This window comes from Alkalihalobacillus pseudalcaliphilus, from assembly GCF_028610675.1.
GTDB lineage: Bacteria > Bacillota > Bacilli > Bacillales > Bacillaceae_D > Alkalihalobacillus > Alkalihalobacillus pseudalcaliphilus.
The window spans coordinates 55,232-81,788 of the sequence record NZ_JAQQWS010000004.1 but is presented as its reverse complement, the minus strand read 5'-3'; the positions used below and the strand labels follow the sequence as shown (position 1 = coordinate 81,788).

General features: G+C 37.7%; 26 protein-coding genes and 2 other annotated features. Of the genes, 4 read left to right on the top strand and 22 right to left on the bottom strand.

Translation table 11 applies throughout. From position 1 onward, the window contains the following. Positions 1-9 precede the first annotated feature (9 nt). The 7 genes from polX to PQ479_RS10435 all read right to left on the bottom strand — a co-directional run bounded on the left by polX (position 10) and on the right by PQ479_RS10435 (position 9,025). Entirely contained in the window at positions 10-1,722 is a 1,713-nt protein-coding gene (gene polX / locus PQ479_RS10465; RefSeq protein WP_047990287.1) for a DNA polymerase/3'-5' exonuclease PolX, read from the bottom strand. Between the two features lie 799 nt (positions 1,723-2,521). Then, entirely contained in the window at positions 2,522-3,061 is a 540-nt protein-coding gene (locus PQ479_RS10460; RefSeq protein WP_047990285.1) for a CvpA family protein, read from the bottom strand. Beyond that, positions 3,054-3,341 carry a cell division protein ZapA gene (zapA, locus tag PQ479_RS10455; RefSeq protein ID WP_047990284.1) on the bottom strand — a complete coding sequence of 96 codons (288 nt, stop codon included), beginning with the start codon at positions 3,339-3,341 and terminating at the stop codon, positions 3,054-3,056. Before zapA ends, PQ479_RS10460 begins: the two co-directional genes overlap by 8 nt. A 177-nt stretch (positions 3,342-3,518) precedes the next feature. Further along, positions 3,519-4,085: a hypothetical protein gene (locus PQ479_RS10450; RefSeq protein ID WP_047990283.1), complete on the bottom strand. Its 567-nt coding sequence runs from the start codon at positions 4,083-4,085 to the stop codon at positions 3,519-3,521. Between the two features lie 118 nt (positions 4,086-4,203). Next, positions 4,204-6,624 (bottom strand): phenylalanine--tRNA ligase subunit beta, encoded by a 2,421-nt coding sequence (pheT, locus tag PQ479_RS10445; RefSeq protein ID WP_047990282.1) that lies wholly within the window; start codon positions 6,622-6,624, stop codon positions 4,204-4,206. 11 nt (positions 6,625-6,635) lie between these two features. Then, positions 6,636-7,670, bottom strand: coding sequence for a phenylalanine--tRNA ligase subunit alpha (pheS, locus tag PQ479_RS10440; RefSeq protein WP_047990281.1), 1,035 nt, complete (start codon positions 7,668-7,670; stop codon positions 6,636-6,638). 282 nt (positions 7,671-7,952) lie between these two features. Further along, positions 7,953-8,187, bottom strand: a binding site (T-box leader). A 73-nt stretch (positions 8,188-8,260) separates the two neighbouring features. Next, positions 8,261-9,025, bottom strand: coding sequence for a TrmH family RNA methyltransferase (locus tag PQ479_RS10435; RefSeq protein WP_047990280.1), 765 nt, complete (start codon positions 9,023-9,025; stop codon positions 8,261-8,263). 120 nt (positions 9,026-9,145) lie between these two features. On the opposite strand from PQ479_RS10435, the gene sspI reads away from it, so the two are divergent. Next, positions 9,146-9,352, top strand: coding sequence for a small acid-soluble spore protein SspI (gene sspI / locus PQ479_RS10430; protein ID WP_047990279.1), 207 nt, complete (start codon positions 9,146-9,148; stop codon positions 9,350-9,352). A 187-nt stretch (positions 9,353-9,539) separates the two neighbouring features. Here the strand turns inward: sspI and PQ479_RS10425 are convergent, their stop codons facing one another. The 3 genes from PQ479_RS10425 to PQ479_RS10415 form a co-directional block, all read right to left on the bottom strand. After that, positions 9,540-9,863, bottom strand: coding sequence for a hypothetical protein (locus tag PQ479_RS10425; RefSeq protein WP_047990278.1), 324 nt, complete (start codon positions 9,861-9,863; stop codon positions 9,540-9,542). Between the two features lie 134 nt (positions 9,864-9,997). Then, positions 9,998-10,501, bottom strand: a complete 504-nt coding sequence (locus tag PQ479_RS10420) for a hypothetical protein (protein ID WP_047990277.1) — start codon at positions 10,499-10,501, stop codon at positions 9,998-10,000. Positions 10,502-10,720: 219 nt separating this feature from the next. Beyond that, entirely contained in the window at positions 10,721-11,806 is a 1,086-nt protein-coding gene (locus PQ479_RS10415) for a M42 family metallopeptidase (protein WP_047990276.1), read from the bottom strand. A 226-nt stretch (positions 11,807-12,032) separates the two neighbouring features. Here PQ479_RS10415 and PQ479_RS10410 point away from each other — a divergent pair, with 226 nt between their 5' ends. Then, a complete protein-coding gene (locus PQ479_RS10410; protein WP_083991346.1) occupies positions 12,033-13,010 on the top strand; it encodes a S8 family serine peptidase in 978 nt (325 codons plus the stop codon). Positions 13,011-13,019: 9 nt separating this feature from the next. Here the strand turns inward: PQ479_RS10410 and PQ479_RS10405 are convergent, their stop codons facing one another. Further along, a complete protein-coding gene (locus PQ479_RS10405; RefSeq protein ID WP_047990274.1) occupies positions 13,020-13,382 on the bottom strand; it encodes a hypothetical protein in 363 nt (120 codons plus the stop codon). Positions 13,383-13,520: 138 nt separating this feature from the next. On the opposite strand from PQ479_RS10405, the gene spoIIP reads away from it, so the two are divergent. Together spoIIP and PQ479_RS10395 are read left to right on the top strand one after the other, a co-directional pair. Then, on the top strand, positions 13,521-14,639 hold the full coding sequence (gene spoIIP, locus PQ479_RS10400; protein WP_273716968.1) for a stage II sporulation protein P: 1,119 nt from the start codon (positions 13,521-13,523) through the stop codon (positions 14,637-14,639). Positions 14,640-14,930: 291 nt separating this feature from the next. Beyond that, positions 14,931-15,347, top strand: a complete 417-nt coding sequence (locus PQ479_RS10395; protein WP_047990273.1) for a hypothetical protein — start codon at positions 14,931-14,933, stop codon at positions 15,345-15,347. A 51-nt stretch (positions 15,348-15,398) separates the two neighbouring features. Here the strand turns inward: PQ479_RS10395 and PQ479_RS10390 are convergent, their stop codons facing one another. The 11 genes from PQ479_RS10390 to nrdR all read right to left on the bottom strand — a co-directional run bounded on the left by PQ479_RS10390 (position 15,399) and on the right by nrdR (position 26,483). Continuing rightward, entirely contained in the window at positions 15,399-15,974 is a 576-nt protein-coding gene (locus PQ479_RS10390; protein ID WP_047990272.1) for a TVP38/TMEM64 family protein, read from the bottom strand. Between the two features lie 37 nt (positions 15,975-16,011). Beyond that, on the bottom strand, positions 16,012-16,275 hold the full coding sequence (locus tag PQ479_RS10385; protein ID WP_047990271.1) for a DUF1294 domain-containing protein: 264 nt from the start codon (positions 16,273-16,275) through the stop codon (positions 16,012-16,014). A gap of 72 nt (positions 16,276-16,347) precedes the next feature. After that, positions 16,348-16,707 (bottom strand): 50S ribosomal protein L20, encoded by a 360-nt coding sequence (rplT, locus tag PQ479_RS10380; protein ID WP_047990270.1) that lies wholly within the window; start codon positions 16,705-16,707, stop codon positions 16,348-16,350. 35 nt (positions 16,708-16,742) lie between these two features. Then, entirely contained in the window at positions 16,743-16,943 is a 201-nt protein-coding gene (rpmI, locus tag PQ479_RS10375; RefSeq protein ID WP_004427294.1) for a 50S ribosomal protein L35, read from the bottom strand. A 32-nt stretch (positions 16,944-16,975) separates the two neighbouring features. Beyond that, on the bottom strand, positions 16,976-17,479 hold the full coding sequence (gene infC / locus PQ479_RS10370) for a translation initiation factor IF-3 (protein WP_047990269.1): 504 nt from the start codon (positions 17,477-17,479) through the stop codon (positions 16,976-16,978). A 93-nt stretch (positions 17,480-17,572) separates the two neighbouring features. Further along, positions 17,573-17,699, bottom strand: a sequence feature (ribosomal protein L20 leader region). Between the two features lie 240 nt (positions 17,700-17,939). Next, entirely contained in the window at positions 17,940-19,871 is a 1,932-nt protein-coding gene (gene thrS / locus PQ479_RS10365) for a threonine--tRNA ligase (protein ID WP_047990268.1), read from the bottom strand. Between the two features lie 402 nt (positions 19,872-20,273). Continuing rightward, positions 20,274-21,137: a putative sporulation protein YtxC gene (gene ytxC / locus PQ479_RS10360; RefSeq protein WP_047990267.1), complete on the bottom strand. Its 864-nt coding sequence runs from the start codon at positions 21,135-21,137 to the stop codon at positions 20,274-20,276. A gap of 1,163 nt (positions 21,138-22,300) precedes the next feature. Then, positions 22,301-23,413, bottom strand: coding sequence for a cyclic dehypoxanthinyl futalosine synthase (mqnC, locus tag PQ479_RS10355; protein WP_047990266.1), 1,113 nt, complete (start codon positions 23,411-23,413; stop codon positions 22,301-22,303). A gap of 112 nt (positions 23,414-23,525) precedes the next feature. After that, the gene (gene dnaI / locus PQ479_RS10350) at positions 23,526-24,458 is read right to left on the bottom strand and encodes a primosomal protein DnaI (protein WP_047990265.1); all 933 of its coding nucleotides are present in this window, start codon (positions 24,456-24,458) and stop codon (positions 23,526-23,528) included. A gap of 15 nt (positions 24,459-24,473) precedes the next feature. After that, complete coding sequence (locus PQ479_RS10345) at positions 24,474-25,892, bottom strand: replication initiation and membrane attachment family protein (protein ID WP_047990264.1); 1,419 nt, start codon at positions 25,890-25,892, stop codon at positions 24,474-24,476. A 132-nt stretch (positions 25,893-26,024) separates the two neighbouring features. Further along, positions 26,025-26,483, bottom strand: a complete 459-nt coding sequence (gene nrdR / locus PQ479_RS10340; protein ID WP_047990263.1) for a transcriptional regulator NrdR — start codon at positions 26,481-26,483, stop codon at positions 26,025-26,027. Between the last annotated feature and the right edge of the window lie 74 nt (positions 26,484-26,557).

Genomic DNA, 26,557 nt, shown 5'->3' with positions numbered 1-26,557 from the left:
TATTCTAGTCTACTTATTGCGTCTTATAAATGTTTTAAATTGATCTAATGTCCACGTATTGACGATCAAATCGGGATTTGCTAAACCTTTTACAGCGATACCAACACCGTATTTCATATGTTCTAGCATATCTATTCGATGTGCATCCGTATTAATAGCAATTGGTACTTCAAGCTGATGAGCTTTTTTAACCCAATGGGCAGCTAAGTCCAGCCGTTGTGGGTTGGCGTTTAACTCTAAAGCTGTTCCTGTTTCTTTGGCTAGCTCAATCAATTGGTCGACATCGACTCGATATCCGTCTCTTCTACCTAACACCCTTCCAGTTGGATGGGCAATTAAGTCAACATGTGGATTGTATAAAGCTGTCTTTAATCGTTCTAAGATCACATCTTCTGTTTGTTGGAAGGAAGAATGGATAGATGCTATGACAAAATCAATATCTTTCAAAATATCATCATCATAATCGAGCGTTCCATCTGGTAAAATATCCATTTCTATACCGGTGAAAATTTCAATATCGTCATATTTTTCATTGAGCATTCTTATTTCTTCATGTTGCTTTAATAAGCGCTCTACTGATAAACCATTCGCAACCCTTAAGAACTTAGAGTGATCGGTAATCGCCATATATTGATAACCCTTTTTTCTCGCGGCTTCGATCATCTCCACTAACGTATGTGCACCATCACTAGCTGTTGTGTGCATGTGCAAGTCTGCTTTTATATCCTGTAACTGTAAAAATTGAGGATGTTTGATAAAATGTTCTATCTCACCTTGGTTTTCTCTGGCCTGTGGTGGGATAAAAGGTAAATCAAAATGAGCAAAGAAATCATTCTCTGTCGCAAATGTAGTGACTTCACCTGTCTCAACATTTTCAACACCGTACTCACTTATTTTCTCATTTCTCGACTTCGCTAACTGTCTTAAAGCAACATTATGATCCTTTGAGCCTGTAAAGTGGTGTAAAGTAGTTGGAAATTCCTCATTGGTCACTAAACGGAAATCAACAGAAATAGGATATTCACCTGTCATTTCAATCGAAACTTTTGTTTCTCCCTGTGCAATCACTTTCGTCACATTCGGTAATTGAACTAATTGCTCTCCTACTTTTGTTGGCTCGTTTGTCGCAATAATAAAGTCAAGGTCTTTCACATCTTCTCTCATTCTTCGCAAACTTCCTGCTTGCGAAAAACGCTCTACATCGTCAAATGTATCTAAGTGATTCAGGATCTGCTCAGCTATAGGCAAAACGAAAGGTAATGCTAAACGTTCTGGTCTGGTTGAGACTTCTTCTATGGCTTGAAGAATTTTTTCTTCCGTCTTTGCTGCAAAGCCTGCTAGTGTTTGTACTTGTTTATTTTCGCAGGCTTGCTTTAATGTTTCGATATCGACGACTTGTAGTTCTTGATAAAGCTTTCCAATTTTTTTGCCGCCTAGACCTTGAATTTTTAATAAGGGTATTAATCCGTTTGGTACTTCTTCCATTAATGTGTTAAGTAAATCAGAGCTGCCTTTTTCTTTTAGTTCCTTAATTACTTCGGCTGTGCCTTTACCTATTCCTTTAAGTTCTTCTGGTTTTTCTATTTCATCTAAGGAGCGTTCATCTGTTTCTAATGCTTGTGCGGCTTTACGATAAGCCGAAGTTTTAAAGGGGTTCTCTCCTTTAATCTCCATATAGATTGCTATTTTTTCTAATATTTTTATGACATCTTTTTTGTTCATGACTATCGTCCCTTTCATCATTCTCATCATACCGATTTCAGGCTATAAAAATCAAGGAAACTGCTGTGTTTGCAGCGTTTTGTATGGAAGTTAGTGCTTATGCTCAAGTATGTTGACCTTTCGGTCTTTGTTTTTGGTCCGTTTTTTGAAAATCGAAATCGCCTTATCAGATGAATGAATTCATCTGAATGGCGGTTTCGATTTTCAAAACTTCACGCGAGCGTGAAGTAGCCAAGCGAGCTTGGCTAACGGTCCAAAAACACTTGGATATTAGAAGCTATCCTGATGGGTTACTACTCTCTCTTTTTTGTTGGTTGTGGCTGTTTGTGCGGTGCGCTGAATCTTTTTGGAAAGCTCTTACGAGCTATCTTTCAAAAAGTGGCGGGGCTACGGCCGAACGTGAGAATCCTCAAAACCGTTTATTAACGAAAAGCCAACAGTTGAAGAGCAAAACACCACTTTCATATTTGTTGGTGGCGAAGTAGTTCTGGCCATAGAGGTTTTGTATAAAAGTTAATACTAACTCATGTGTGGAATACTATTTGCCGGTACTTAAATTCATGAACAGATTCGATGACCAGTGAATTTCATTGCAATTTCCTGAGAGCATGTCCGCATGTTCCCATTTCTATCGGGTTACTTTTAAACTAGCGTTTCACATAAATAGTTTGGTTAACCAAACTAGTAGGAGAATCTACATGTTTGAAGTGAAGGTAATTTCATTATCGGATATGACAAAAAAGGGGTTATCCTAAGAGCATATAGTCTTGGACAACCCCATTGTAGTTCTACTCATCATTTAAAGTGGATTATTTACCCATAAGTCGCGCAGCCACTCAGATAGGAATGGTGTATGGTGAATCATGTATTGTGCAACGGCAGAAGTATGCAATTGCTCCTGTACAATCTCTACCGGTAACAACGCACCCACATTTAATAGGATAAAGATTATTAAATACGCTTCAACCATACAAAGTACACTTCCTAACCAGCGATTAAGCATTCTTAATATAGGTAGGTGTGCTACAAAATCCAACATCGATCCAATAATATGCAAGGCAATTTTTGTACCGAAGAATAAAATCGCAAAAGCAATACCTGAATAATAGACACTTTCCGCATCAAAGGAAGATATGATTAATCCAAACGTGCTATCTGTCGAAATTTGTGGATACGGAATCCATAATCGAATATAATTAGCAAGCTCTCCGTAATACGTATAAGCTACAAATAATGAAACAAAAAAACCGACTAAATGTATGAGCTGAAGAATAAAACCTCTTCGCTGTCCAATGAAAAAGCTCATTAAGAATATTAATAAGATAATAAAACTAAGCATCTGAGTCCTCTCCTAAAGCACTGTGTTGATTACTTTGCTTTTCCAGTAAAGCTTTGTGCTCTTTTTCCAATTTCTTATATTCATCAACGACATTCACTGCAGTTAATACAGCTAGTCTCGTTGTATCTAAATAAGGGTTTCTCTTTTTAATTTCTCGCATCTTTTGATCGACATGCTGAGCCACTTCTTTTACATGAGATGGCGGCTCGTTACCAACAACGGTATAAGGTTGACCATAGATCGATACCGTTGTCCGTTGTTTCTTTTTTTCATCTGCCACCACAATGCCTCCTGTCTCAACGACTCTAGTCAAAATAAATAAATTCTTCAAAACTAACTTCTATCATATCATGAAGCTACCGTAAAGAAAATATCAAGTTGTTGATTACAATTTCTTATGACTTTCTTCGTAAGTTTTATGAGGAATGACGGGTGGCTCTCTATACCATTCAATCAATTATTCAACTTTTTTCATACTTAAAATAGTTTTGGTTTCTGGTAAATATCGAAATATAAACACCTCGCCAATCTGGACCTGCTCCTGATATACACCTCTTTTGTAAGCAGAGAGTATGGTTCCATCCGTTAATGTATATTCATCAAATTTCCCCCTGAGCTTTGATGAAGATTGCTGAATATCAGTAACCGTCGCCTGTTCTTCCGTCATATTTCCCTTGACATAATGAAAAACATCCTTTATTTCATCAACGCCGTCTCCCCAGAAACCTATCGTAAATAAACTAAATAAAAGGAGTAAAGGAATCGAAGTTAACATCATTTTAACCGGTTTGTTGGCTTTTTTCGTTATGAGGTAATAGATATTTATTAACAGAAGGGAAACGCTCATCAATAAAAAAAGAAAAAAGAAAAAATGGAAGAGGATTAAATTATAAAATATGAATGAGAGCATTTGCCCTGACTCCCCCATGGCATATAAAGCATTACTTATAAACCAGAATATCAACATGATAAATAATATATGAACAATTCGTGGTAGCTTAAATAAGTATGTAAATATTTTCATTCTTTCTCCACTCCCCCTTATTACTACGTTACTACTAGTATATTGGTTCCAAAAAAAAGAGTAACGCACCTTGGCGTTACTCTCGGTTTTCGACTGCATCTGCACTAATAGTTAGCTTTTACGAACGTAAAGTTGCTCCTTGTTCGGCAAGTGCTGCTAGAACTTGTTCATGTTGATTTGTAACTTCTTCATCGGTTAACGTGCGTTCCGGATCAAGATATGTGAGTGAGAAAGCTAATGATTTTTTCCCTTCCTCTAAATGCTCTCCTTCATACAAATCAAAGAGTCTGACTGACTTTAGTAACTCGCCACCTGTAGAAATGATCGTTTGCTCTAATTGACCCGCTGGTACTTCCTTATTCACAACTAAGGCAATATCACGAACCATGGCTGGGAACCTTGGCAACTGCTCATATGTGACACTTTCAACGGCTATTGATAATAAATGAAGTAAATCCAATTGCCCTAAATAAGTAGCTTTTAGATCCTCATCCTTTTCAGTTTGAGGATGAACTTGGCCAACATAACCTATTTCTTGACCATTTAAAGCTAAAATAGCTGTACGGCCTGGATGCATTCCTGGTTTTGTTCCTTGGCTGAAAGTTAAGCTACCAGCTAACCCCAACTCTGTCAAAAGACCTTCAACAATCCCTTTTAACACGTAAAAATCAACGGCTTTTTTCTCACCTTGCCAGCTATGCTCTTCCCATAGGCCTGTTATAGCAAAAGCGATCATCTCTTGCTCGGTTGGTTGTTTCGATAATACTTGTTCATCGGTATTGAATACAGAACCAATTTCAAAAACAGCGACCTGATCATTTTTTCGATTTAAATTATAACGAATGACATCAAATAAATGAGGGATTAAGCTTGTTCTCATCGTACTACGCTCTTCACTCATAGGCATTGCGAGTCGCACTTGATGCATTGGTACATCCATAGCAAAACCTTTGGCTTTTTCCGGGCTTGTCAAGGAGTAGGTTAAAACTTCATTTAAACCCGCCCCTTGTAAATAGCGACGGACTTTACGGCGTTTGATTTGATAATCCGTTAAATGACCTTGAATAGTCGCTCCCTCTGGCAAAGTCGTAGGGATATTATCATATCCATAAATACGAGCAACCTCTTCATACAAATCCTCCGCAATTTGGATATCTTGACGTCTCGTCGGACCAGTAACAATAAAGGTATCACCATGTAATTCAAATTCAAATCGAAGTTGTTTGAAGATATTCACAACTTCTGCTTGTGTAACCATTAACCCTAAACGCTTATTTAATTCATTTAGCTCTAATTGAATTGACGGCTCTTCAATAATTAAATGATCGACCTCAACTAATTCGTTCGCTATTTCTCCACCAGCAAGTTGTTGAATAAGTTCCGCCGCTCGTTTCGCTGCTGCACGGGTTCTTTTTACATCTACTCCTTTTTCAAAACGAGCACTTGAATCACTTCGTAATCCTAATTCACGAGATGTTTTTCTAATATTGCTAGGGTCAAAATAAGCTGCTTCTAATAAGATATTTTTCGTATCTTCTTGAACCTCAGATTTTTCCCCACCCATGACTCCAGCAATCGCCATCGGTTCTTCACCATTCGTAATCACAAGATGATCTTCAGTTAATGTTCTCTCAACACCATCTAATGAAAGCATCGTTTCTCCTTTTTTGGCTTTACGTGTTACAACTGATGTTGATCCAAAACGCTCATAATCAAACGCATGTAATGGCTGGCCGTATTCAAGTAATACATAATTGGTAACATCAACAACATTACTTATAGGACGGATTCCCGCTGCCATCAAACGATTTTGTAACCATAATGGTGAAGGAGCTACTTGAACATCCTTAATCACAATGGCTCCATAGTAAGGGTTGGCCACTTCATCTTCAATTTGAACGGAAACATGTTCTGACTTATTTTGAACCTCTTTTACATCTAGTTGTACTTGTGGTAGTTGAATTGGCAAACTGTATAAAGAAGAGACTTCATAAGCTACTCCCAGCATATTTAAACAATCGGAGCGATTCGGTGTTAAATCTAGCTCTAAAACATGATCATCTAGATTCAAGTGAGGTAGTGCATCTGATCCAACCGGCACCTCATCACTAAACGTATAAATTCCTTCTGCGTATTCCTTTTGTACAAGTTTGCTATCGATACCCAGCTCTTGTAAGGAACAAATCATGCCCATGGAGACTTCACCACGTAATTTTGCCTTTTTAATTTTAAAATTACCAGGTAATACAGCCCCTACCTTGGCGACAATAACATGTTGACCCGCCGCAACATTTGGTGCTCCACAAACAATTTGTACGATCTCTTCACCTATATCTACTTTACAAACATTTAATTTATCGGCATTGGGGTGTTGTTTGCATTCTTGAACATACCCAACAACAATTCCACTTACACCTTTATTTAATTCATGGATAAAATCAATTTCGATACCACCACGTGTCATCTTTTCTGCAATTTCCGAAGCTTTTAGCTCGGAGAGATCCACATATTCCTGTAACCATTTATATGATACTAGCATTGTTCTCCTCCTTATATACCTTTGAATTGGGCTAAAAATCTCATGTCATTTGTGTAAAAATGACGGATATCATCGATGTCATACTTAAGCATCGCTAATCGTTCAACCCCCATACCAAAGGCAAAGCCACTATATTTTTTCGAATCAAAACCACTCATTTCAAGGACACGCGGATGCACCATTCCAGCACCGAGTACTTCGATCCAACCAGTATGTTTACATATACGACAGCCTTTACCGTTACACATACCACAAGATACATCTACCTCGACTGATGGCTCTGTAAATGGGAAGTAGCTTGGTCTTAAACGAATTTCACGGTCACTTCCAAAAAATGATTTAACAAACGAATCTAAGACACCTTTTAAGTCACTCATGCGTACATTTTCATCGACATAAAGGCCTTCAATTTGCATAAATTGATGGGAGTGCGTTGCATCATCGTCATCGCGTCGGAATACTTTACCTGGGCAAATTACTTTGACTGGACCTTTACCCTCATGCTTTTCCATCGTTCTTGCTTGAACAGGTGACGTGTGAGTTCTTAGTAATAATTCATCTGTAAAATAAAAAGAATCCTGCATGTCTCGGGCTGGATGGTTTTTCGGTAAGTTCAATGCCTCAAAATTGTAATAGTCTACTTCAACTTCTGGTCCTTCTGCTACAGAGAATCCTAACCCAATAAATGCGTCTTCAACTTCTTCTACAACAGCAGTCAGAGGATGCATAGTCCCTTTTAAAATAGGACGACCTGGTAACGTCACATCTATAGTTTCTGCTGCCAGCTTTTGTTCTACTTCAGCTAAATCGAATGACTCTTCTTTTTGGTTGACCGCTTCTTTAATTGCATCACGTACTTCATTCGCAACTTGACCGATAACAGGTCTTTCTTCTGCTGATAATTTCCCCATTCCCCTAAGTACTTCTGTGATAGGTCCTTTTTTCCCTAAATATGATACTCTTACATCTTGTAAAGCCTTTTTGTCTGTCGCTTCAGCCACTTTTGCCAAAGCTTCCTCACGTAGCTCTTCTAAACGCTCACGCATGTTTTCAACACTCCTTTAGTTATAAAGCGTAGTCCGTTTGTTCAAAAGCGAGAAAAAATACAGGACAGCTTCAGAAGATTCTTTTTATCTTCTGAAAGCTGTTCGATTTTTCTCGAGCTTTTAACGGACGTAGCTAGATTAGTTATAAAGCGTAGTCCGTTTGTTCAAAAGCGAATACTATTGTTCGACGCTAAATTCGCGACACCTCTTCATAGCACATATTCGTTTTTTTCGAACCCGCTTGTTACTTTTCAACACAAAAAAGCCATCATCCCCCAAAAAGAAAGGGACGATGGCTCGCGGTACCACCCTTATTTATAAGCACCTCTAATACGCTTATACACTTCATTTCGTTAACGAATTACTTATCCGAAACACCTTAATAAGCTTAAGCTTATCTTCCAGTGTCTGCTCCAGAGTGAATTCAGTATCTCTTACCTTAGGCATGCTCTCAGTCTATGACATCCCTTCCCTTAAAGGCAGTGGTTTACATACTACTCTCCTTCAACACATTTTGCTATTTTCAATTGATTTCTATTATAGTGAAACTTTTTATACCTGGCAAGACTAATTTAAGCCTTTCTCGATCATTATTGACGAGTTGGTTTTAAAGCATACATTAATATTCCAGAAGCCACTGCTACATTTAAGGACTCGGCTTGTCCAATAATCGGGATATAAAGGTTTTGCTTACATTTTGATAAAATATCCTTTGCTACCCCTTGTCCTTCATTACCAACAACTAAAGCAAATTGTGCTTGTTCCTCAATGTCACGAAAAGAGGTGGCGTCTTCAAAGGCTGTACCGAAAACAGGTATATTATTAGCTTGGAATTCATCAATCACTTGTAGTAAGTCTGCTTTGATGACAGGAATATGAAAAGCTGCTCCTTGCGTTGCTCGAATCACTTTTCCATTATATAAATCGACACTACCTTGCCCTAAAATAACCCCCGTTAATCCACAAGCTTCTGCCGTCCTAATCATCGTCCCGATATTTCCAGGATCTTGAACACGGTCGATAAGAAGCCACTGACCCCTAGCAGCAATATTCTGAGACAGAGCTCTCATTTGTACAATTGCCACTAAACCTTGAGGGCTATCTGTCTCACTTAATTCTTTTATAACTGTCCCGTTTACGATATATACATGACGTTTATCCATATTCCAACGCTTATCTAACTGGGACTCATCCGTGATTAAAAGGGCTTCAAATTTCATTTGTGCTTTAGCCGCTTCTTCGACTAAATGAGCACCTTCTATAATAAATAATCCTGTTTGTTCGCGACCTTTCTTTGTTTGTAGCTTTTTCCACTGTTTAATTTGTGGATTTTTTGCCGATTCAATTCGTTTCATTTTACTTAACTCCTTTAGTTTCTCTTTACACATCATACCGATTTTTAAAGACATAATCCAGCTTTCTTTGGTTAAACTATGTATGCAGTTTCATTAAACGATTTGGAAAGGAGATAAACGATGAGTTTTAATTTACGTGGTGCAATTATGGCAAATATTAAAGGAAGCTCAGAAGCTGATGTCGAGGCAACGATTCAAGATGCGATCCAAAAAGGGGAAGAAAAAATGCTACCAGGTTTAGGAGTACTTTTTGAAGTGTATTGGCAGCAAGCAAACGAACATCAAAAAGACGAACTCTGCCAACAAATTAGTGCAGGATTACAATAAACATGCTAAGCGACGAGACGAAAAGCCGTCGCTTTTTGTTTTGCAACTGTTTGTACCATGTGCTAAACACTTTTCAGCTCGCAACCCCGAGACTCAGTGTTGACGGTGCCCTTCAGCTAATCTTCATCCTCCCTTCATTATACTGAACCATATAAAAAAGCCACCAACGAATCGTCGGCAACCTCCTTTATATATTTTGTTCCTTACACCCCGAGTTAATCTTATTACCTTTTACAATGACTGTCCAAATATGAACCAGTATTACCATAAAGCCAGTCATGATACAAATAAACAAATAGGAAATATCTTGTTGATTAAAAATCAATTGATAAACTATTACCAGCAACAAAATCAGCACAATTGTAAAATACGCATATTTATAAGAACTAGATAAAATGGTACTCTTCTCCTCAACCTTATCAATTTTTCTTAACACTTTCGCATAAGAAAAAATACTAAGAACCACAAGAAGTAGGAACAAGATTACAATACTCCATTCCAATGTAACCATACGCCACCCTCCTTCACGACATAACACAATCCAATTAACTCTCTATTATCGTACATGAAGAAGTTTACGATTGTTTTTTAATCATATTTCAATCTTTTTACAACTTTTTTAGATTTTTAACGAATTATTACAAATTAGTCATTGATTAATTGACTACTGGTATGTTCAATCACACTCTCCCACTTGAAGGGATGGTCAGAAAGGTAGTCATATAATAAATTATTATTTACCACTTTATAATCTTGATTATGTGCAGCAAACATATAATCTTCATTGATGAAAAAAAAGGAAACATCAGAGGTCATTTGAGAGGTTGCCATCTCATAATTAAGGACAAACGTAAACATACTGTCAGACACAGGATTTTCTATTGGAGATATTTTTCTAAGATTAGTTTGGTCAAATAAAGACAAAAATTCTTCTACTTCATCTTTTTGTTCAAGAATGGAAATATAAGAAATTCCATCATCACTTGTCTTATAAACTTCAACACTTGATACATGGCCACTTTTATCTAATAAAGTAGCTTGAGATTCAACCACGGAGTCTAATGTAATATGGTTGCTTTTCTCTACAAAAATGACACTAATTAATATAAAAAAGATGATTGCACTTGTCACAAGCAAGACCTTCTTCACAGAAAACCCTCCCTAATCCATGATTCCTACTACTAATTTAACATATAATTTAGACTATTTCTTTATAATTCCGAGAAAAAATATAGTTCTTTTTAATATGTTTTAGAGCGTCGTCTAAGTTAGTAAACGCTTCAATAGGTTCGGTCATTTATGAGAAGAAGGTTGTACAGATATCGCGCCATCATAAAAAGCCCCTGAAGTTACAGGGGCTTTGCACGATTAATCAAATGTAATAGCTTGAACAGCATCCTTATCTAATTTCTTGATGACTTCTGTAATGAGTTTGACTGTATTCTCATAATCATCACGGTGCAAGATGCCTGCATGTGTATGAATATAACGTGTAGGGATCGTAATTGATAATGCAGGGACTCCATTGGCGGTTAAATGTATCGCACCAGAATCCGTTCCTCCACCAGGCATTAAATCATATTGGAATGGAATTTCATTCTCCTCTGCCACTTTGACAACAAAATCTCGAACACCTTTATGTCCAATCATTGAGGCATCATATAATACAATTTGTGGGCCATCACCCAATTTAGCTAGTGCATCCTTCTTTGTCACTCCAGGTGTATCGCCGGCGATCCCAACGTCTACACCAAAGCCAATATCAGGTTGAATTTGATTAGCAGATGTTCTTGCTCCGCGTAAACCTACCTCTTCTTGTATCGTCCCAACACCATAGACTGTGTTTGGATGATCTACACCTTGAAGATTCTTTAACACATCAATAGCAATCGCACACCCTATACGGTTATCCCATGCTTTTGCCATTAGAAGTTTCTCATTTTTCATAACAGTAAATTCACAGACTGGTACAACAGAATCACCAGGACGTACCCCAAATTCCATGGCTTCCTCTTTACTTGTAGCACCAATATCGATAAACATATCTTTTTTCTCTACTGGTTTCTTACGAGCTTCTGCTGGTAAAATATGTGGAGGCTTGGACCCGATAACCCCCGGTACATATCCATCCTTTGTCATTATCGTTACTCGTTGGGCTAGCATCACTTGCTCCCACCAGCCACCAACAGGCTGGAAGCTCAAGTAACCTTTTTCATCAATACTTGTAACCATAAACCCAATCTCATCCAAATGTCCAGCAATCATAATTTTGGGGCCTTGCTCATCACCCACTTTTTTAGCAATAAGTGAGCCAAGATTATCTGTTTCAATGGAGTCTGCAAATGGCTCTATGTATTTTGTCATGACCTCACGTGCTTCTTTTTCATGACCAGGAATTCCATTGGCATCGGTTAAATCTTTCAGCATTGTTAATGTTTCATCTAATTTTGTCACAAAATTCCCTCCTCCTATTTAATCGTTCACATTTTTTAGTATAATCAAATAATATCCCGAACTCAAATGAATTCTTTTTTTACAAAGTATCTGTCTTTGAAAGATCTATACTATTATGTGCAAAAAGAAGACATTTACACTTGTTCTACCTTGATAACCTCTAACTAACCCTTCACTTATAAAAGGAGAAACCTATGCATAACAACCTGAGCCTACCGATCAAGATATCTATTATAAAACATTTCAACCTTTATACAAACATCATATCCTTATCATTTCTGCCAATGGAAATTCTAAAACCCATAATCAATTACACCCAAAGGAATTTTTCACGATTGGTGGTTATAATGACGAGGGGCGTGCCAATTATGATAACTACAAGCCACACCCTGCCTCTGTTTATGGGCAGAATGGTGATGGCGATATCAGACCAGATTTATTAGCACCATTTAGCTATTTACCTGTGCCGTTTTGTGAAAGCGAACATTATTCCTTGACTCGCATATTTTCCTACTTTGGTGGTAGCTGTGGAGCAGCCACTGTCGTTACCGGTGCAGTTGCCAACTTGTTGTCTACTTATCCTAAACTGTCGCCCTTGGATATACGAGCGTACTTAGCAAATTCTTGTTACCAGTTAAAGTTAGAAGCCTTCATTGAGGTTCCGCTCATTCATGTTGAACATGCCATTCGGTCGCTTAAACAGCAAGGAAACAATCCCGTATCTTCACAGGATGCTCCTATCACTCAAAATCGAGAGCGACTTCTGGCCATTTCAATAACCAACAAAATTGACAAGCAATCCATTTCAAGGCCTGAACTTTTGTCGCTTCTGTCGCATGATTCAGAAATGTTAAAGAAGGTTATTATCTCCTATGGGCTAAAAACACCACAATCACCCTATGAGAGAGAGACCTATTGGAACCGCTTCGAAACCAGTCCAAAAGGTTCTGGAGAAAGGATTTCTTGGCTTTATCAACTCCTTTTTTCTTCCACTAAAGGGGAACTACATAGGTGGATATCTTTATTACTAGAACCAGAAATAGAAATAACACTTTGCGTGAAGTTATATGTGGAAAAACATTACCCAGAAGCACCCAGCCTCTACTATAGTTCAGACCCTAACCCAAACTTTTGGAAAATAGCTACCCAACCACTTATAGATTGGGCACAAGCATTGACTGCTAACAGGAAGAGTTCTTTTTGAGATTCTTCCTTAGCTTTCTATGTCCCATTTCTTTTCCTCACACGTATAGGTTTGTCCACTCTGATCAACAATTTCACCTTTCAAGATATACCTTCCTTTCTTTAATTCAAATCCTCTCATTAGCTTAGACTCTTGAAATGCCGTCAAGGTCTTTCCAGATTCCACGACCTCTTTTGTCACAGCATCTATAATTTCAAATCGATAATGAAATGGTTTAATTAATTTGTGGGCTTTTAAGGTGACTAAAAGTTCCTCTTTCCCTTGTGCTACCTCCATGTCACACCTTGAGTCGCTCTCAGCTTGAAAAGTAGCAGGACTTACAAAAATGAGACTACCCATTATACATAAAAAAGAAATGATGATTTTTCTCATAAAATTTCTCCTTTTTTCTTTAGTTTGAGCCATATCGTCCTATTTTATGAAAAAATCTAAGAATCTAGTAAAACGATTAATAATTTCGCTAGTTTTGCATAAGGATATAGTAAATGTGGAGAGGAAAGGAGGAATTCCTTGAATTTCAAAAAATTATCGCTCTTTCACACAATGATTTTCCTTGTCATCTTTACTTTCTCCATTGCGTTTGTTTCTATCAGCTTTGTTTCTTACAAAAATTTTTATTCCTCTCATTTGTATGAAACCATGAAAGAAATGGACACAGAATTTTTACTAACGATGATGAAGCAGGAGAACCATTATTTTGGCCAAAGTTTACCTGAGAGCTATATCGCACCATCTCTAGCTAAAATGACTTTTCAACTAGCAACTAATATCGAATTAGGAGAAACGTACTCCTTACTGGGACAGGAAATCCCAGGGTTACGATTTAATGAATATCGAATTATCGTTGCAGGTGAAGGGATGGATATTACTTCTTTACCGACTGAATCAGCTCCACCTCTTGAGACGTTATTAGAAGAGCGTAGAGTTGTAAAAGATTGGATGGAGGACGACAAAGAAGATGGCCCGAACAATGGTCGACCATTACAGGAAAAGCCAACGGTATTAATTTACCATACTCATAGTTATGAATCATTCTTACCACATTTACCTGACATCACAGATCCAAATCTTGCTAATAACAATGAAGTAAATATTATTAATGTTGGTGAAACCCTGCAAAAAGAGCTTGAAAAACGTGGAATAAACGCTTTAATTGATACGACCAACATGGCAAACGCTTTATATGACCGTGGTCAAAATCATGCACACGCCTATCAATTATCCCGAGAAATCGTCCAAGACTATATCAATGAACATGAGAGTATTGATTATATTATCGACTTGCACCGCGATGCAGCTAGGATTGAAACTACCTTACACAGTTATAATGACGAGGACTTTGCCAGGCTTCTTTTTGTTGTGGGGGAATCACATCCAGGATTCCCAGAGAACGAGCAGTTAGCCAAGGATTTGCACAACCGTCTAGAGTCCAAACAAAAGGGAATTAGTCGCGGCGTCATTGGTAAAAACTATAATCAAGGTAATGGTATTTATAATCAAGACTTAACAGAACGAGCTTTACTTGTTGAGTTTGGTGGCGTCGACAATCATATGGACGAATTAAATCGTTCCGCAGCTGTTTTCGCGGAAGTTTTTAGCGAATATTATTATGAACAGCATCGCGAATAAAATAAAGGCATGTCTAATGATTTTCTCTTAGACATGCCTTTTTCGCTATCAAAACCCAACTAATTTCTCGTTTAATTTCCACCCCAAAAAGGAATCATGTATATATATCAAGCTCTAACATGGAATAACAATTAATGATATGAACTCATTTACGAATCAGCACCAAATTTTAGAAAGAAGAAAATCAAAATCTTTTTCAAAAAAAGTGAAACCATTTTCATTTTGCTTCGTATAGAATATAATAAATAAGGTATTTTTAAGGTTGGACCCAGTAGAAGAGGGGGAAATATAATGGTTATTCTATTCCGTTTATTGCTATTAATATCAGTCATTATCATTGCTTATAGTGCTCTAAAATATCTATTCCACCCAAGACGCAAGCTTGAAGCAGCCCATGAAAAAAGACAATTCTTCTTCTTAGATGAAGAGAAGAATGTACGCAAAAACTTTCATGTAACCTACAAAGGTGTTATGTTTGAGGGTGAAAAATATTTAGGTACGACGGATAAATCATTTGAAATAGTCGCTATATATTTATGGGCCAAGCAAACAGATCGATTACATGGCCTTTCCTATAATGACTTTATCTTCATTGAGGAAGATATCAAGCTTCGATATCCTAACGCCAAATTAAATTGGAAAAGCCCCATTAAAGAATTTTTACAACAAGCAAAGAAACAACACGAAGCTGAAATGAAAGAAGAATAATCAAAAGCCAAGATAAAGGACAAATCCTTACCTTGGCTTTCTTCGATTTCTTCATGATGATGACGGACGAAAAAACTCCCTCCAAGTAATAACTTCTTCTTTTTTCGGAAGAATCATGATACATACAATTAATAGGCTCATTAATACAATCGTACCTGTCAAAGGTAATGCGTGAATAATGTCGCCAAATGCTGTATAAATAATGGCAGGCGGAATCCCAAACCAAATCGAACGAATGGTATATTCACGAAAGTTCTTCGTTGTCTCTAAAAGATACAATGAAACAAAATGAAAATGTACAAATGGCATGAGACGAATGACCATTAGTTGTGGTGTACTCATTCCGTGATTACTTTTTATCACTTTGCGTTTGAGTTGTGATAATTGACGACCAAAGCTTGGAAAATAATGAATAAGCACATAAAAGGAAACACTAGTTAGTGTTAGACCGATAATGGAATAGATGGAACCATAAATAGTACCAAATATATATCCTCCTGCTAGGCATGTTAACAACACCGGAATAAATAAGAATGGACGTACAAGGTGAAGAAGTAAATATAGGAGTGGTGCTAACCACCCACTCGCTTCTATTAATTGTCTAGCCGCCTCTAATTTCTCATTCATTCTTGATCGCCTCCTCTCACTCATTCTATGTAGTTGTCTACAAGAAGATGAAAAGAAGCAAGATAAATTGCCCGACTAATATTAGTGGAATTCCAACTGAGAAGCTTTTATGTTTTGTTTTATGGCGATAGACCTTCATCGCATTAAAAATACCGAAGCTTCCTCCTATAAATGCAAGGAAAAACAATGCTTTCTCAGGAATCCTTCGTTCTTTACGTTGGGCACGTCTTTTATCCTGACCCATTATCGTATAACCAATGAAGTTAATGATGACAAGGTAAGCGAATATAATTGGTAACATAGAATCTTCTCCTTTCTTTCTAAAAAAAGACGACTAAGGATATCACCTTGTCGTCTTTTTGAATACCTATTATTAAGCGTTTAAGCTTGATTTTGCTTTTTCTGCTAATTCAGCAAAAGCTTTCTCATCATTAATCGCTAAGTCAGCTAAGATTTTACGGTTAACATTGATTTCAGCTAGTTTTAAACCGTGCATTAAACGGCTGTAAGATAAACCATTGATGCGTGCTGCCGCGTTAATACGTGTGATCCATAATTTACGGAAATCACGTTTTTTCTGACGACGATCACGGTAAGCATATAATAAGGACTTCATTACTTGTCCTTGTGCTGATTTAAATAATGTATGTTTAGAACCGTAGTAACCTTTTGCTAACTTTAATACCTTTTTACGACGACGACGTGCGACGTAACCACCTTTTACTCTTGGCATTGAAGTTACCTCCTTTTATAATTCGAACGAATCTATTATTTTTTGTACGTTAACATCTGACGAATACGTTTGAAATCCCCTGAATGCACAATCGCAGATTTTCTTAATTTACGCTTCTGCTTTTGTGACTTGTTACCAAACATATGGCTTGTAAAAGCGTGAGCACGCTTAAGTTTTCCAGATCCAGTCTTTTTGAAACGCTTCGCAGCGCCTCTGTGAGTTTTCATTTTTGGCATAACTGAAGTCCTCCTTTTATCAAGTTAAACTGTTACTTCTCTGTTTTTGGTGCTAAGATTAGGAACATACTACGACCTTCCATCTTAGGCTTTGATTCAACGACCGCAATGTCTTCACATTCTTTGGCAAGACGCTCTAAAACATCTTTACCAATTTGAGAGTGAGTAATAGCACGTCCGCGGAAACGGATAGCCGCTTTTACTTTATCTCCTTTTTCTAAAAACTTGCGTGCGTTACGAAGCTTTGTATTAAAGTCATGATCCTCAATGGTTGGGCTCAAACGAACCTCTTTCACATTGATAACCTTTTGCTTTTTACGCGCTTCTTTATCTTTCTTTTGTTGCTCATAACGGAACTTTCCGTAATCCATAATTCGACATACAGGTGGTTTCGCATTTGGAGCGACACACACTAAATCAAGATTAACATTTTGGGCCATCTCAAGTGCTTCATGTTTAGACTTCACACCGATTTGGTCACCATTAGCTCCAATTAAACGTACTTCACGAGCACGAATTCCTTCATTGACCAACATGTCTTTACTAATAATCAGCCACCTCCAAAAGATTTTAGCGGATCAAAGCATTGCACTCCCATGTGTTAGGGAATTAACCATTTTATTGCTGAACGCAATAAAAAAGTGTAGACGATATACGCCCACACTTGTACATTCACTAATCATGAATCCCATCATACCTGGCAACTACTGACAGCAGCGTCAATCAGGTGAGAAGCGGGCGCTTCTGCTTGCTTTGTTTCCTCATTCAATTCGAAGTTAACTATATCACAATCAATTGAAGAGTGTCAACTGAAAATGACCGACTTAGTTATTTTAACGAATATTACACATAAATGCAATGGGAAATAAATATTTTCTTAAAAAAACCTCATTTATATGTTTAAAAAGGGGCAAATTGGAAAAAATAGTTCATTTTACACTATAATAAAGAAATGATGTGGGCTGGAAATACCAACCCATCCACAAGAACATCGCTTTACTTTTTAATCTCTGCTTCTAATTGCTGTTTAAATGATTCTAAAGAAAGTGAATCTGATTTCTGTTCACCGTATTTACGAATATTCACAGCGTCTGCTTCTACTTCTTTATCACCTAGAACGAGCATATACGGTGTTTTCTGCATTTGAGCTTCACGTATTTTATAGCCTAACTTCTCATCTCGTTCATCAATTTCAACACGAGCTCCGATCGCTTGTAGCTGTTCCTGAACTTTTTTCGCATATTCTAAATGAACGTCTGGTGAAACAGGAATGATTTGTGCTTGTACCGGTGCAAGCCAAGTAGGGAAAGCACCTTTATACTCCTCTAGTAAGAAAGCAACAAATCTTTCCATTGTTGAAACCACTCCGCGGTGGACAACAACTGGACGATGTTGGGCTCCATCTTCACCTACATACGTTAAATCGAATCGCTCAGGAAGTAAAAAGTCTAGTTGAACAGTTGATAATGTTTCATCCTTACCTAAAGCTGTCCGAACCTGAACATCTAACTTAGGACCATAAAATGCCGCTTCACCTTCTGCTTCATAATACTCAACACCAAAGTCGTCCATGGCTTCTTTTAACATACTTTGAGCTTTGTTCCACATTTCATCGTCATCAAAGTATTTTTCTTTATCTTCAGGATCACGGTAAGATAAACGGAATTGATAGTCCTCAATACCGAAGTCTTTATAAACCTCTGTAACAAGATGAACGACACGTAGAAATTCTTCTTTAATTTGGTCTGGGCGACAGAAAATATGAGCATCATTCAGCGTCATACCACGCACTCGTTGTAAGCCTGAAACGGCTCCAGACATTTCGTAACGATGCATCATTCCTAGCTCGGCAATTCTTAATGGCAACTGCCGATAACTACGCATCTCTTGTTTATAGACCATCATATGATGTGGACAGTTCATCGGGCGTAAAACAAATTCCTCATTATCACGCTCCATGACTGGGAACATATCATCTTGATAATGGTCCCAATGCCCTGACGTTTTATATAGCTCAGAACTACCAAGGATCGGTGTATACACATGTTGGTAACCTAGACGTTCTTCTTTATCGACGATATAACGTTCAATAATACGTCGAACTGTTGCACCTTTGGGTAACCATAAAGGCAAACCTTGGCCAACCTTTTGTGAAAGGGCAAAAATGCCAAGCTCTTTCCCTAACTTACGATGATCACGCTCTTTCGCTTCTGCTAAAAACTGCAAATGCTTCTTTAAATCTTCTTTACTAAAGAAAGCTGTACCATACACACGCTGAAGCATTTTATTTTTGCTATCGCCACGCCAATAAGCACCAGCTAAACTTAAAAGCTTAAATTCCTTAATTTTGTTAGTAGAAGGAACATGAACACCTCTACATAAATCAAAAAACTCACCTTGCTCATAAATCGTTACTTGTTCACCTGCTGGTATCGCCTCAATTAACTCCAATTTATAAGGATCCTCAATCTCCTTAAAACGTTCAATCGCCTCATCGCGACTTACTTCGATTCGAACAATATCTAAGTTTTCACCGATGATTTTCTTCATTTCTTTTTCAATTTTCGGTAAATCCTCTGGTGTTAAATTAACCTCAGCATCTATATCGTAATAAAAACCATTTTCGATTACAGGGCCTACACCAAACTTAGTATTCGGATAAAGACGTTTAATTGCTTGTGCCATCAAGTGTGCGGAACTATGGCGCATAGTTTCTAAAGCCTCTTCACTACCTGCTGTGATGATCTCAATAGCACCACCTTCATGTAAAGGTGTACGTAAATCAATGAGCTCACCGTTTAATTTCCCAGCATACGCTTTTTTCTTTAACCCAGGACTAATCGATTGTGCGATATCTTCTGTTGTAACACCTGAATGAAACTCCTTTTTCGAACCATCTGGAAAAATAATTTCAATAAAATCTGCCACTTACTTTCACTCCAATTCAACATATATTTTGTAGAGATACCTTGATGAATCCCTTTTTTCACGCAAAAAAACTCGACCCTAAAAAAGGGACGAGTAATCGTCGTGTTTCCACCCTTGTTTTCAAACGCTTATTCACCATGAACAAACCTTTGACTCCTCATACAGGTTAACGGTTGTGATCCGGCTCAAGCTACAACAAAAATCATTTTGGTTCGCAAGAGCAGTTCAGAGGTGGTAAGAATTACGTCGTAAATGGAGGCTTTCACCTTTTGCCTTCCTCTCTTTAATCCCGTTTCGTAATACTCATGTCCTCATCAATACTTCTCTACTGTGTATTTGATGTTATGTAGTATTATAGGGATTACAAAGACGAAATGCAAGGGGAAGTTAATGAAATCATTTCTATTTCTTTTTTCGAGTGAAATCAGAAAGTCGAAATACTTTCATCTTTTCTTGAAAAATAGCCTGCAAAGATAATATCACGCCGTCATATGGTTGATTCGTAAATAACTTAACCTCATTAGGTACTAAGCTCACCAATGGACTAAGAACCATTTCCTCAACCCGAAGCCCCTGCTCAAAAATCAAATCAACCTCTAAATAAAACATAATTTCTTCTTGTGTTACTTTGCGGAACGTTGAATCGTAAAAAGTGAAGGTCCCTTGCTCATGCACGACATAAATTTCTTCATATTTCGGCTTATGCTGTTTAATATGTTGTCTGAAGCTTTCAATCATATTTTGATATTCCTGCTCAAGCATATATTCATCAATGGCCATTTCCACACAGTCAATCAACATTTCACCATAGCTTTTTAATCGAAAGGTCAAAAACGGTTCATAATAAAAAACCGTATCCTCAGATAAATTTTTAGCAAAGGCTTGATAAATATGCTCATGTCGATCAAAGAAAGATAATAAGGCAGGCAAATCATCCCGATCTCCTTCTAGTATCGATTTTGCAATCGTTAAGATTTGCTGTTGCTCTTCCTCATCATGAAAGTAAAACACGGATTCAATAATATCAAGTATCCATTCCTCTTCCTTTGAATGAATAACATAATCTGTTAAAACCGAAGTAACAAAGGGATGAAAGGAATCATAAAAGTTCACATATTTATTATGATAATGTAAATGAATCGTTTCGCTTCCCTCTAAACTCACTTTTGCCTCCAACCCGATATTAGAGAATTTTTGAATGTACGATTTTAATTGCTGAAATAAATGCCGGCAGTGCTGCTCTTCCTCAAAGTGAATAGCTATCAATCCCTATTCCTCCTTCCCCTATCGGTTAAACTGAATCGAGCAATCATGCCTCACCAACCGCAGATAGCCTTGCTTATTCGTTTAAACCAAAGGAACTCTCATTTCTTCTTTCCTGCAATTTCCTATGCACCTACTTCCATCCTATGTTGTCCAAAATAAAACATGACAGGTTCCTAAATATTTTTAGGAAGCGATAGAGATAAAAAGAAATGTAACTAACAATAGTAGAAAAGAAGCTGATGACTAGAAACAGCTTGAAATGAGTTTGGCGAATGAGGTACGAGGGGGAGTGAGATAGGAAGTGAGTTCACAGCCGCACAAAACCGAAATCACGGAGTTACAGGCTGAAGTAAAGCACCCAACCAAACGTATATCGACATTAGCAAACGTGATATATAGACGCACCACCACACAATAATAAAACATAAAAGTATGCGAATGCATTAACGATTGGCATTACATTTATTTTTGTATGAAAGTTCGCTAACGCTGGAATGCGGAGTTCTACTCGTCACTACCGAAAATTATGCTCCGCTGGGTTATTCTAAAATCTCAAGGTCAAAAAACAATCTTCTTTAAAAATGAAAATAATAATATCACCAGTGAAAGAAGAACCTACAATTAAAAGACAAAATCCTACTTTCATGCTTGTTGGTGATGAGTTGCTAAGGCAAGTCATCATGGCAGTTTTTTATGTAACTTAGTGTGAAATGGAGCGGCAATTAGAACTCCGCATATGAGTATCAGCCTCAATTTTCATACAAAACGTACATGCCGAAGCCCAGTATTCACTTCGCCACCAACAAAAATGAAAGTGGTGTTGGTTCTTTGACTGGTGGAACTTATTCAATTAGCTTTTAATATTTTTACTTGGTGGCTTTTGTTACTTTTCATTCATTTATTTTTGTATGAGAAGCTCACTAACCATGAAGCCTGCACTAACCCGAGCGGAGGGAATGGGGAGGCCGACTCCTGCAGGCGGGTGGGCAGGCTGAGATCCACTTGCGATAGCAAGTTAGCTCAGCGCCCGCCTGCGGAAAGCGTGCCCCCCATTCCCGCAGCGATCTTCGAAGAAGAGCACATGAGCTTTAGTACACTTTCATACAAAAAAAGCTACAGAAAGGATGACATCCCTTCCATAGCATTCAAATCAATTATTTACATCAGTTCTGCATAATAAAATCCTTTTCTGCAGATTCATCACCTTCAAATACACGCAAAATATTATAACGCGTATCACGTTGAGCCGGAATTTTACCAGCCTCACGAATCAACTGAAGCGTCTGATTCGTATTTACTTTATGCGTTGTATTCGCAGCAGAAACTACGTTCTCTTCCATCATCGTACTACCAAAATCATTACAACCATATTGTAAAGACAACTTACCAACCTCTGGCCCCATTGTCACCCATGATGACTGGAAGTTTTTAATGTTGTCTAAGAAAATACGAGAAATAGCTACATTCTTTAAGTAATCTTCAGGTGTTAACTTTTTGTATTTCCTCAAAGCCGTATTATCCGGCTGCAGCAACCAAGAAATATAAGCAGTAAAACATCCTGTCTCATCTTGGGCATCTCGTACACGTTGCATATGTAATGCACGCTCTTCGAACGATTCACCAAAACCGATAACCATAGTCGCCGTTCCATGCATTCCAACCTTTTTTGAGGTTTTCATTGCATCGATCCACTGTTCCCAAGTTACCTTGAGACGACTTACTCTTAATCTCGTTTCTTCTGTTAAAATCTCTGCTCCACCACCAGGCATACTATCTAATCCAGCTTTATGAAGTTCACTAAGTACCTCTTCAATCGACAACTCTGAAACTTCAGCAATCTTCCAAATTTCTGCAGGAGAAAAAGAATGCATCCATATGTCCGGAAAACGCTTTTTAATCTCTTTTAACAAATTTGTATAATAATCAAGCTTTAAATTGGGATTTGTTCCACCTTGCATTAAGATCTCAGTACCACCAACATCTAAAGTTTCTTGGATTTTTTGAAAAATAACTTCATTATCCAATACATAACCTTCTTTTGAATTTGGCGGACGATAAAAGGCACAAAAACTACAATACGTATCACAAAAGTTTGTATAGTTAACATTTCTACCAATTACAAATGTTGTAACTGGATCAGGGTGCCACTTTTTCATTATTTGATTGGCGACGTCACCAATTTTTTCTACTTCATCACTTTCATAAAGTTTCACGGCATCATCCATTGAAATACGTTGACCGTCCAATGCACGATTTAGAATAGCATCGATGCTCATGATTTATTTACCCCCATCTATCAATCTGGAATATGTTCATGGTATCACAAAATAACTCTTTCGCAAAGCGAAGAAGGTTGGAATCTATTCCAACCTTCTTAAGCATTTGATTCTATGAGTTTTTCCGGCGATTTCGTCCTTCAACGGTAATGAGTTTCGTATAATACCGAATCCGCTCCATAATTCTTAATGCCTTTAATTCCTCTATCCCGCTCTTATCGGAATACATTAAATGCTTTTCTAAATCATCATAATGATAATTAGATGTAAATACGGTAGGTAGCTTCTCGAACATTCGATGCTGTAAAATCGACCCTAATACTTCATCACGAATCCAAGGTGACATCGTCTCTGCTCCAATATCATCTAAGATTAATACTTTAGCATTTTTCACATCATTTAATTTCTCTTGAAACGTACCATTTCCAATTGAATTTTTCATTTCAGTAAAAAAGTCTGGAGCATAAACGGTATAGGTTTCAATCTCTCTTTTCATCAAAAGGTTAGCCATAGCTCCAACAATATACGTCTTACCGACTCCAAAAGGACCATATAAGTAAAGCCCCATAGGATCTTGGCCAGGTTTCACGGAAGCTGCAAACTCAGCTGCTGCAGCAATCCCATTTTCACGGCTTTCATCAAACTCTATCGATTCAAACGAGGCCTCAAAAATCTCTCTTGGCATATATAACGATTTCATTCGCTCACGTTGCTTCGCTCTTTCCACTTCCTTGACTTTCAAATGACACGGGTGATAAGACAAATCAAAATAACCATGTCTAGTAGTAAGCTCTGGCTGATAACCTTGCATCATATTTGGACAGGCTGCTAATCCAGGACATTTTTCACAGTTATGCTGCTCTTTTTGATACTCAAAAAGTTGAATGAGCCCCTGCTCCACCATCTCAGTCGTTACTCGTTCATGATTGTTTAAAGCCTTTTGAATAAGTGGGTCTTTTAATAATACTTGTTTTTGATTTTCTAATTTCTCAAATAGCTGATCTTGACTCCCCCACTGCCCAAACTGTGTTTGCATCTTACGCATTACCTACACCTCCTTCTATTCATCATGTAACTTCTTTAGCACGGCTTCAAAACGTCTTTTCGCATCTGAATTATCCGTACTCTCTTTTTTGTCTTCAGACTTTGACTTTTCTGTTTGGTCCGATTCCGCTTCTAATTTCCGCTCTTTAATCAACCAATCCGGTAATTTTTCTTGTCTTTGTCCTTTTTTTACCGTTCTTTTCATACTTTGACTTGCCTTATTCTTATAATCAGCGACACTTTTTTTAGCTGCACTCATCGCACCAGGAACGGTATAAATTTTGAGCCTCTTCCAATTAGCCGCTATTTTTTCAATAAGGGCTTTTGGAAGCTTCATATCATTTTGACGCATCACATAATCAATCAGAACATTAACAACGCCAGGGTTTAGCTCGTGATCCAATAATAAAGCCTCAACAATTTTCATATCAGCTGGTGCTGGTTTCGCCCCGTCCGATAGCATTTCTAACACTTGCATCGGTGCGGTTGTCTCAAAAAAGTGAATAACCTTCTCTTCCTCTGTCACGGGTGTTTTATTGGTCATCACGCGTTCATGTATAGGTTGTGTTTTTAGCCCTAAAGCTGGTGGCTCATTGCCATTTTCCATCTTGTACCACTCTTGAGCTCGTTTTCTTAATTCTTGTGGATGAATTTCCTCATCATGCACCATTGCTTGGGAAATGATTCGACTCATTTCTAAAGGCTGAATTTGATAAACAAACGCTAATCGAAGGATAAGCTTTTCCATACTAGCTGTAATCGCATTTTCTGGAACAATAAACGACGACAAATCTCGCTTCATTAATTCCATGTCAAAGCTTGGGTGAAGGATATCCTGTTGTTCACCCTGATCTGTTTGAATAAACTCCATATTTGATTGCTTCTTAACATCTATCCTTGTCTCTGACGTTTGAAAGAGCTCCGAATGCTTTAAAGAAGTAAAAACATCACCGAAGGAGTACGTTAATTCCTGATACGCACTAGAATCCACCTTCTCCACTGAAAAGCGCTCACGTAATTTCAAGTAGGAGCTTTTACCAAGACGGTTATATAAGAAAACACTATAGACATCATTTTGAAAAAAGTCAGCAGGTGACATCGGTGCTTTTAGTTGATAAAGATAGGAGGAGGAACCCTGGTCACTTTTTTTAAAAGTCTTTAAAAGCCCAGTCCCTTCAAGCTTTTTCCTTTCTTCATAAATCGTTTGTAAATCCAGTCCAACCTGTGCCATTAATTGTCTGTGCGTTAATTCTTCACACCAATATTGATCCTTTTCCAACAACCGATACAGTGTTATATATAAGCTGCTAGCGAGGGACCCAATAAGCGGCTGATAAAGTAACGTAATCACATTAAGATCGGTATCACTTAATGGTGTCATTAATCTAACTGTAAATCGATCAACAGGTATTAGCTCCTTCCAATGCCAGCTCATATAATCCCCTCTCTTCTCATCTTGTCCTTTATTCTAAACGAAATCTGTCTCCCTTTTCAAAAAAAAAGCCTTTAGCGACACAGGCGCCTTAAGCTTCTTAAGGGTGTACGAATTATATTCTCAAACTCGTATTTATCGATTTTTTTTCATTAAATCTGTTAATTCCTTAATAAAGACGTTAATGTCTTTGAACTGTCTATAGACTGAAGCAAAGCGAACGTAAGCAACATCATCAATCGTCGCCAGCTGTTCCATGACAAACTCACCAACATCCCGACTATGTACTTCATTGGTTCCTTTACTTCTTAGTTCTCGTTCAACGTAGTTGACAATATTCTCTAATGTTTCTAAAGAGACCGAGCGCTTTTCACAGGCCCTTATTAGTCCACGCAAAATCTTATCTCGATTAAATTCCTGTCTTGTCCCATCTTTTTTTACAACAATTAATGGAACCTCTTCAATCATTTCAAAAGTAGTAAAACGTTGATTGCAGACTTCACACTCTCTTCGCCTTCTGATCGAACGACCTTCATGGCTTGGCCTAGAGTCTAGCACTCTTGTTCCATTATGATGACAAGTTGGACATCGCATATAACCATCACCTTCATCGGAATCATTCAGTATTGTTTTATTTCGATCAGATAGACAAATGGATGTCTTAATCT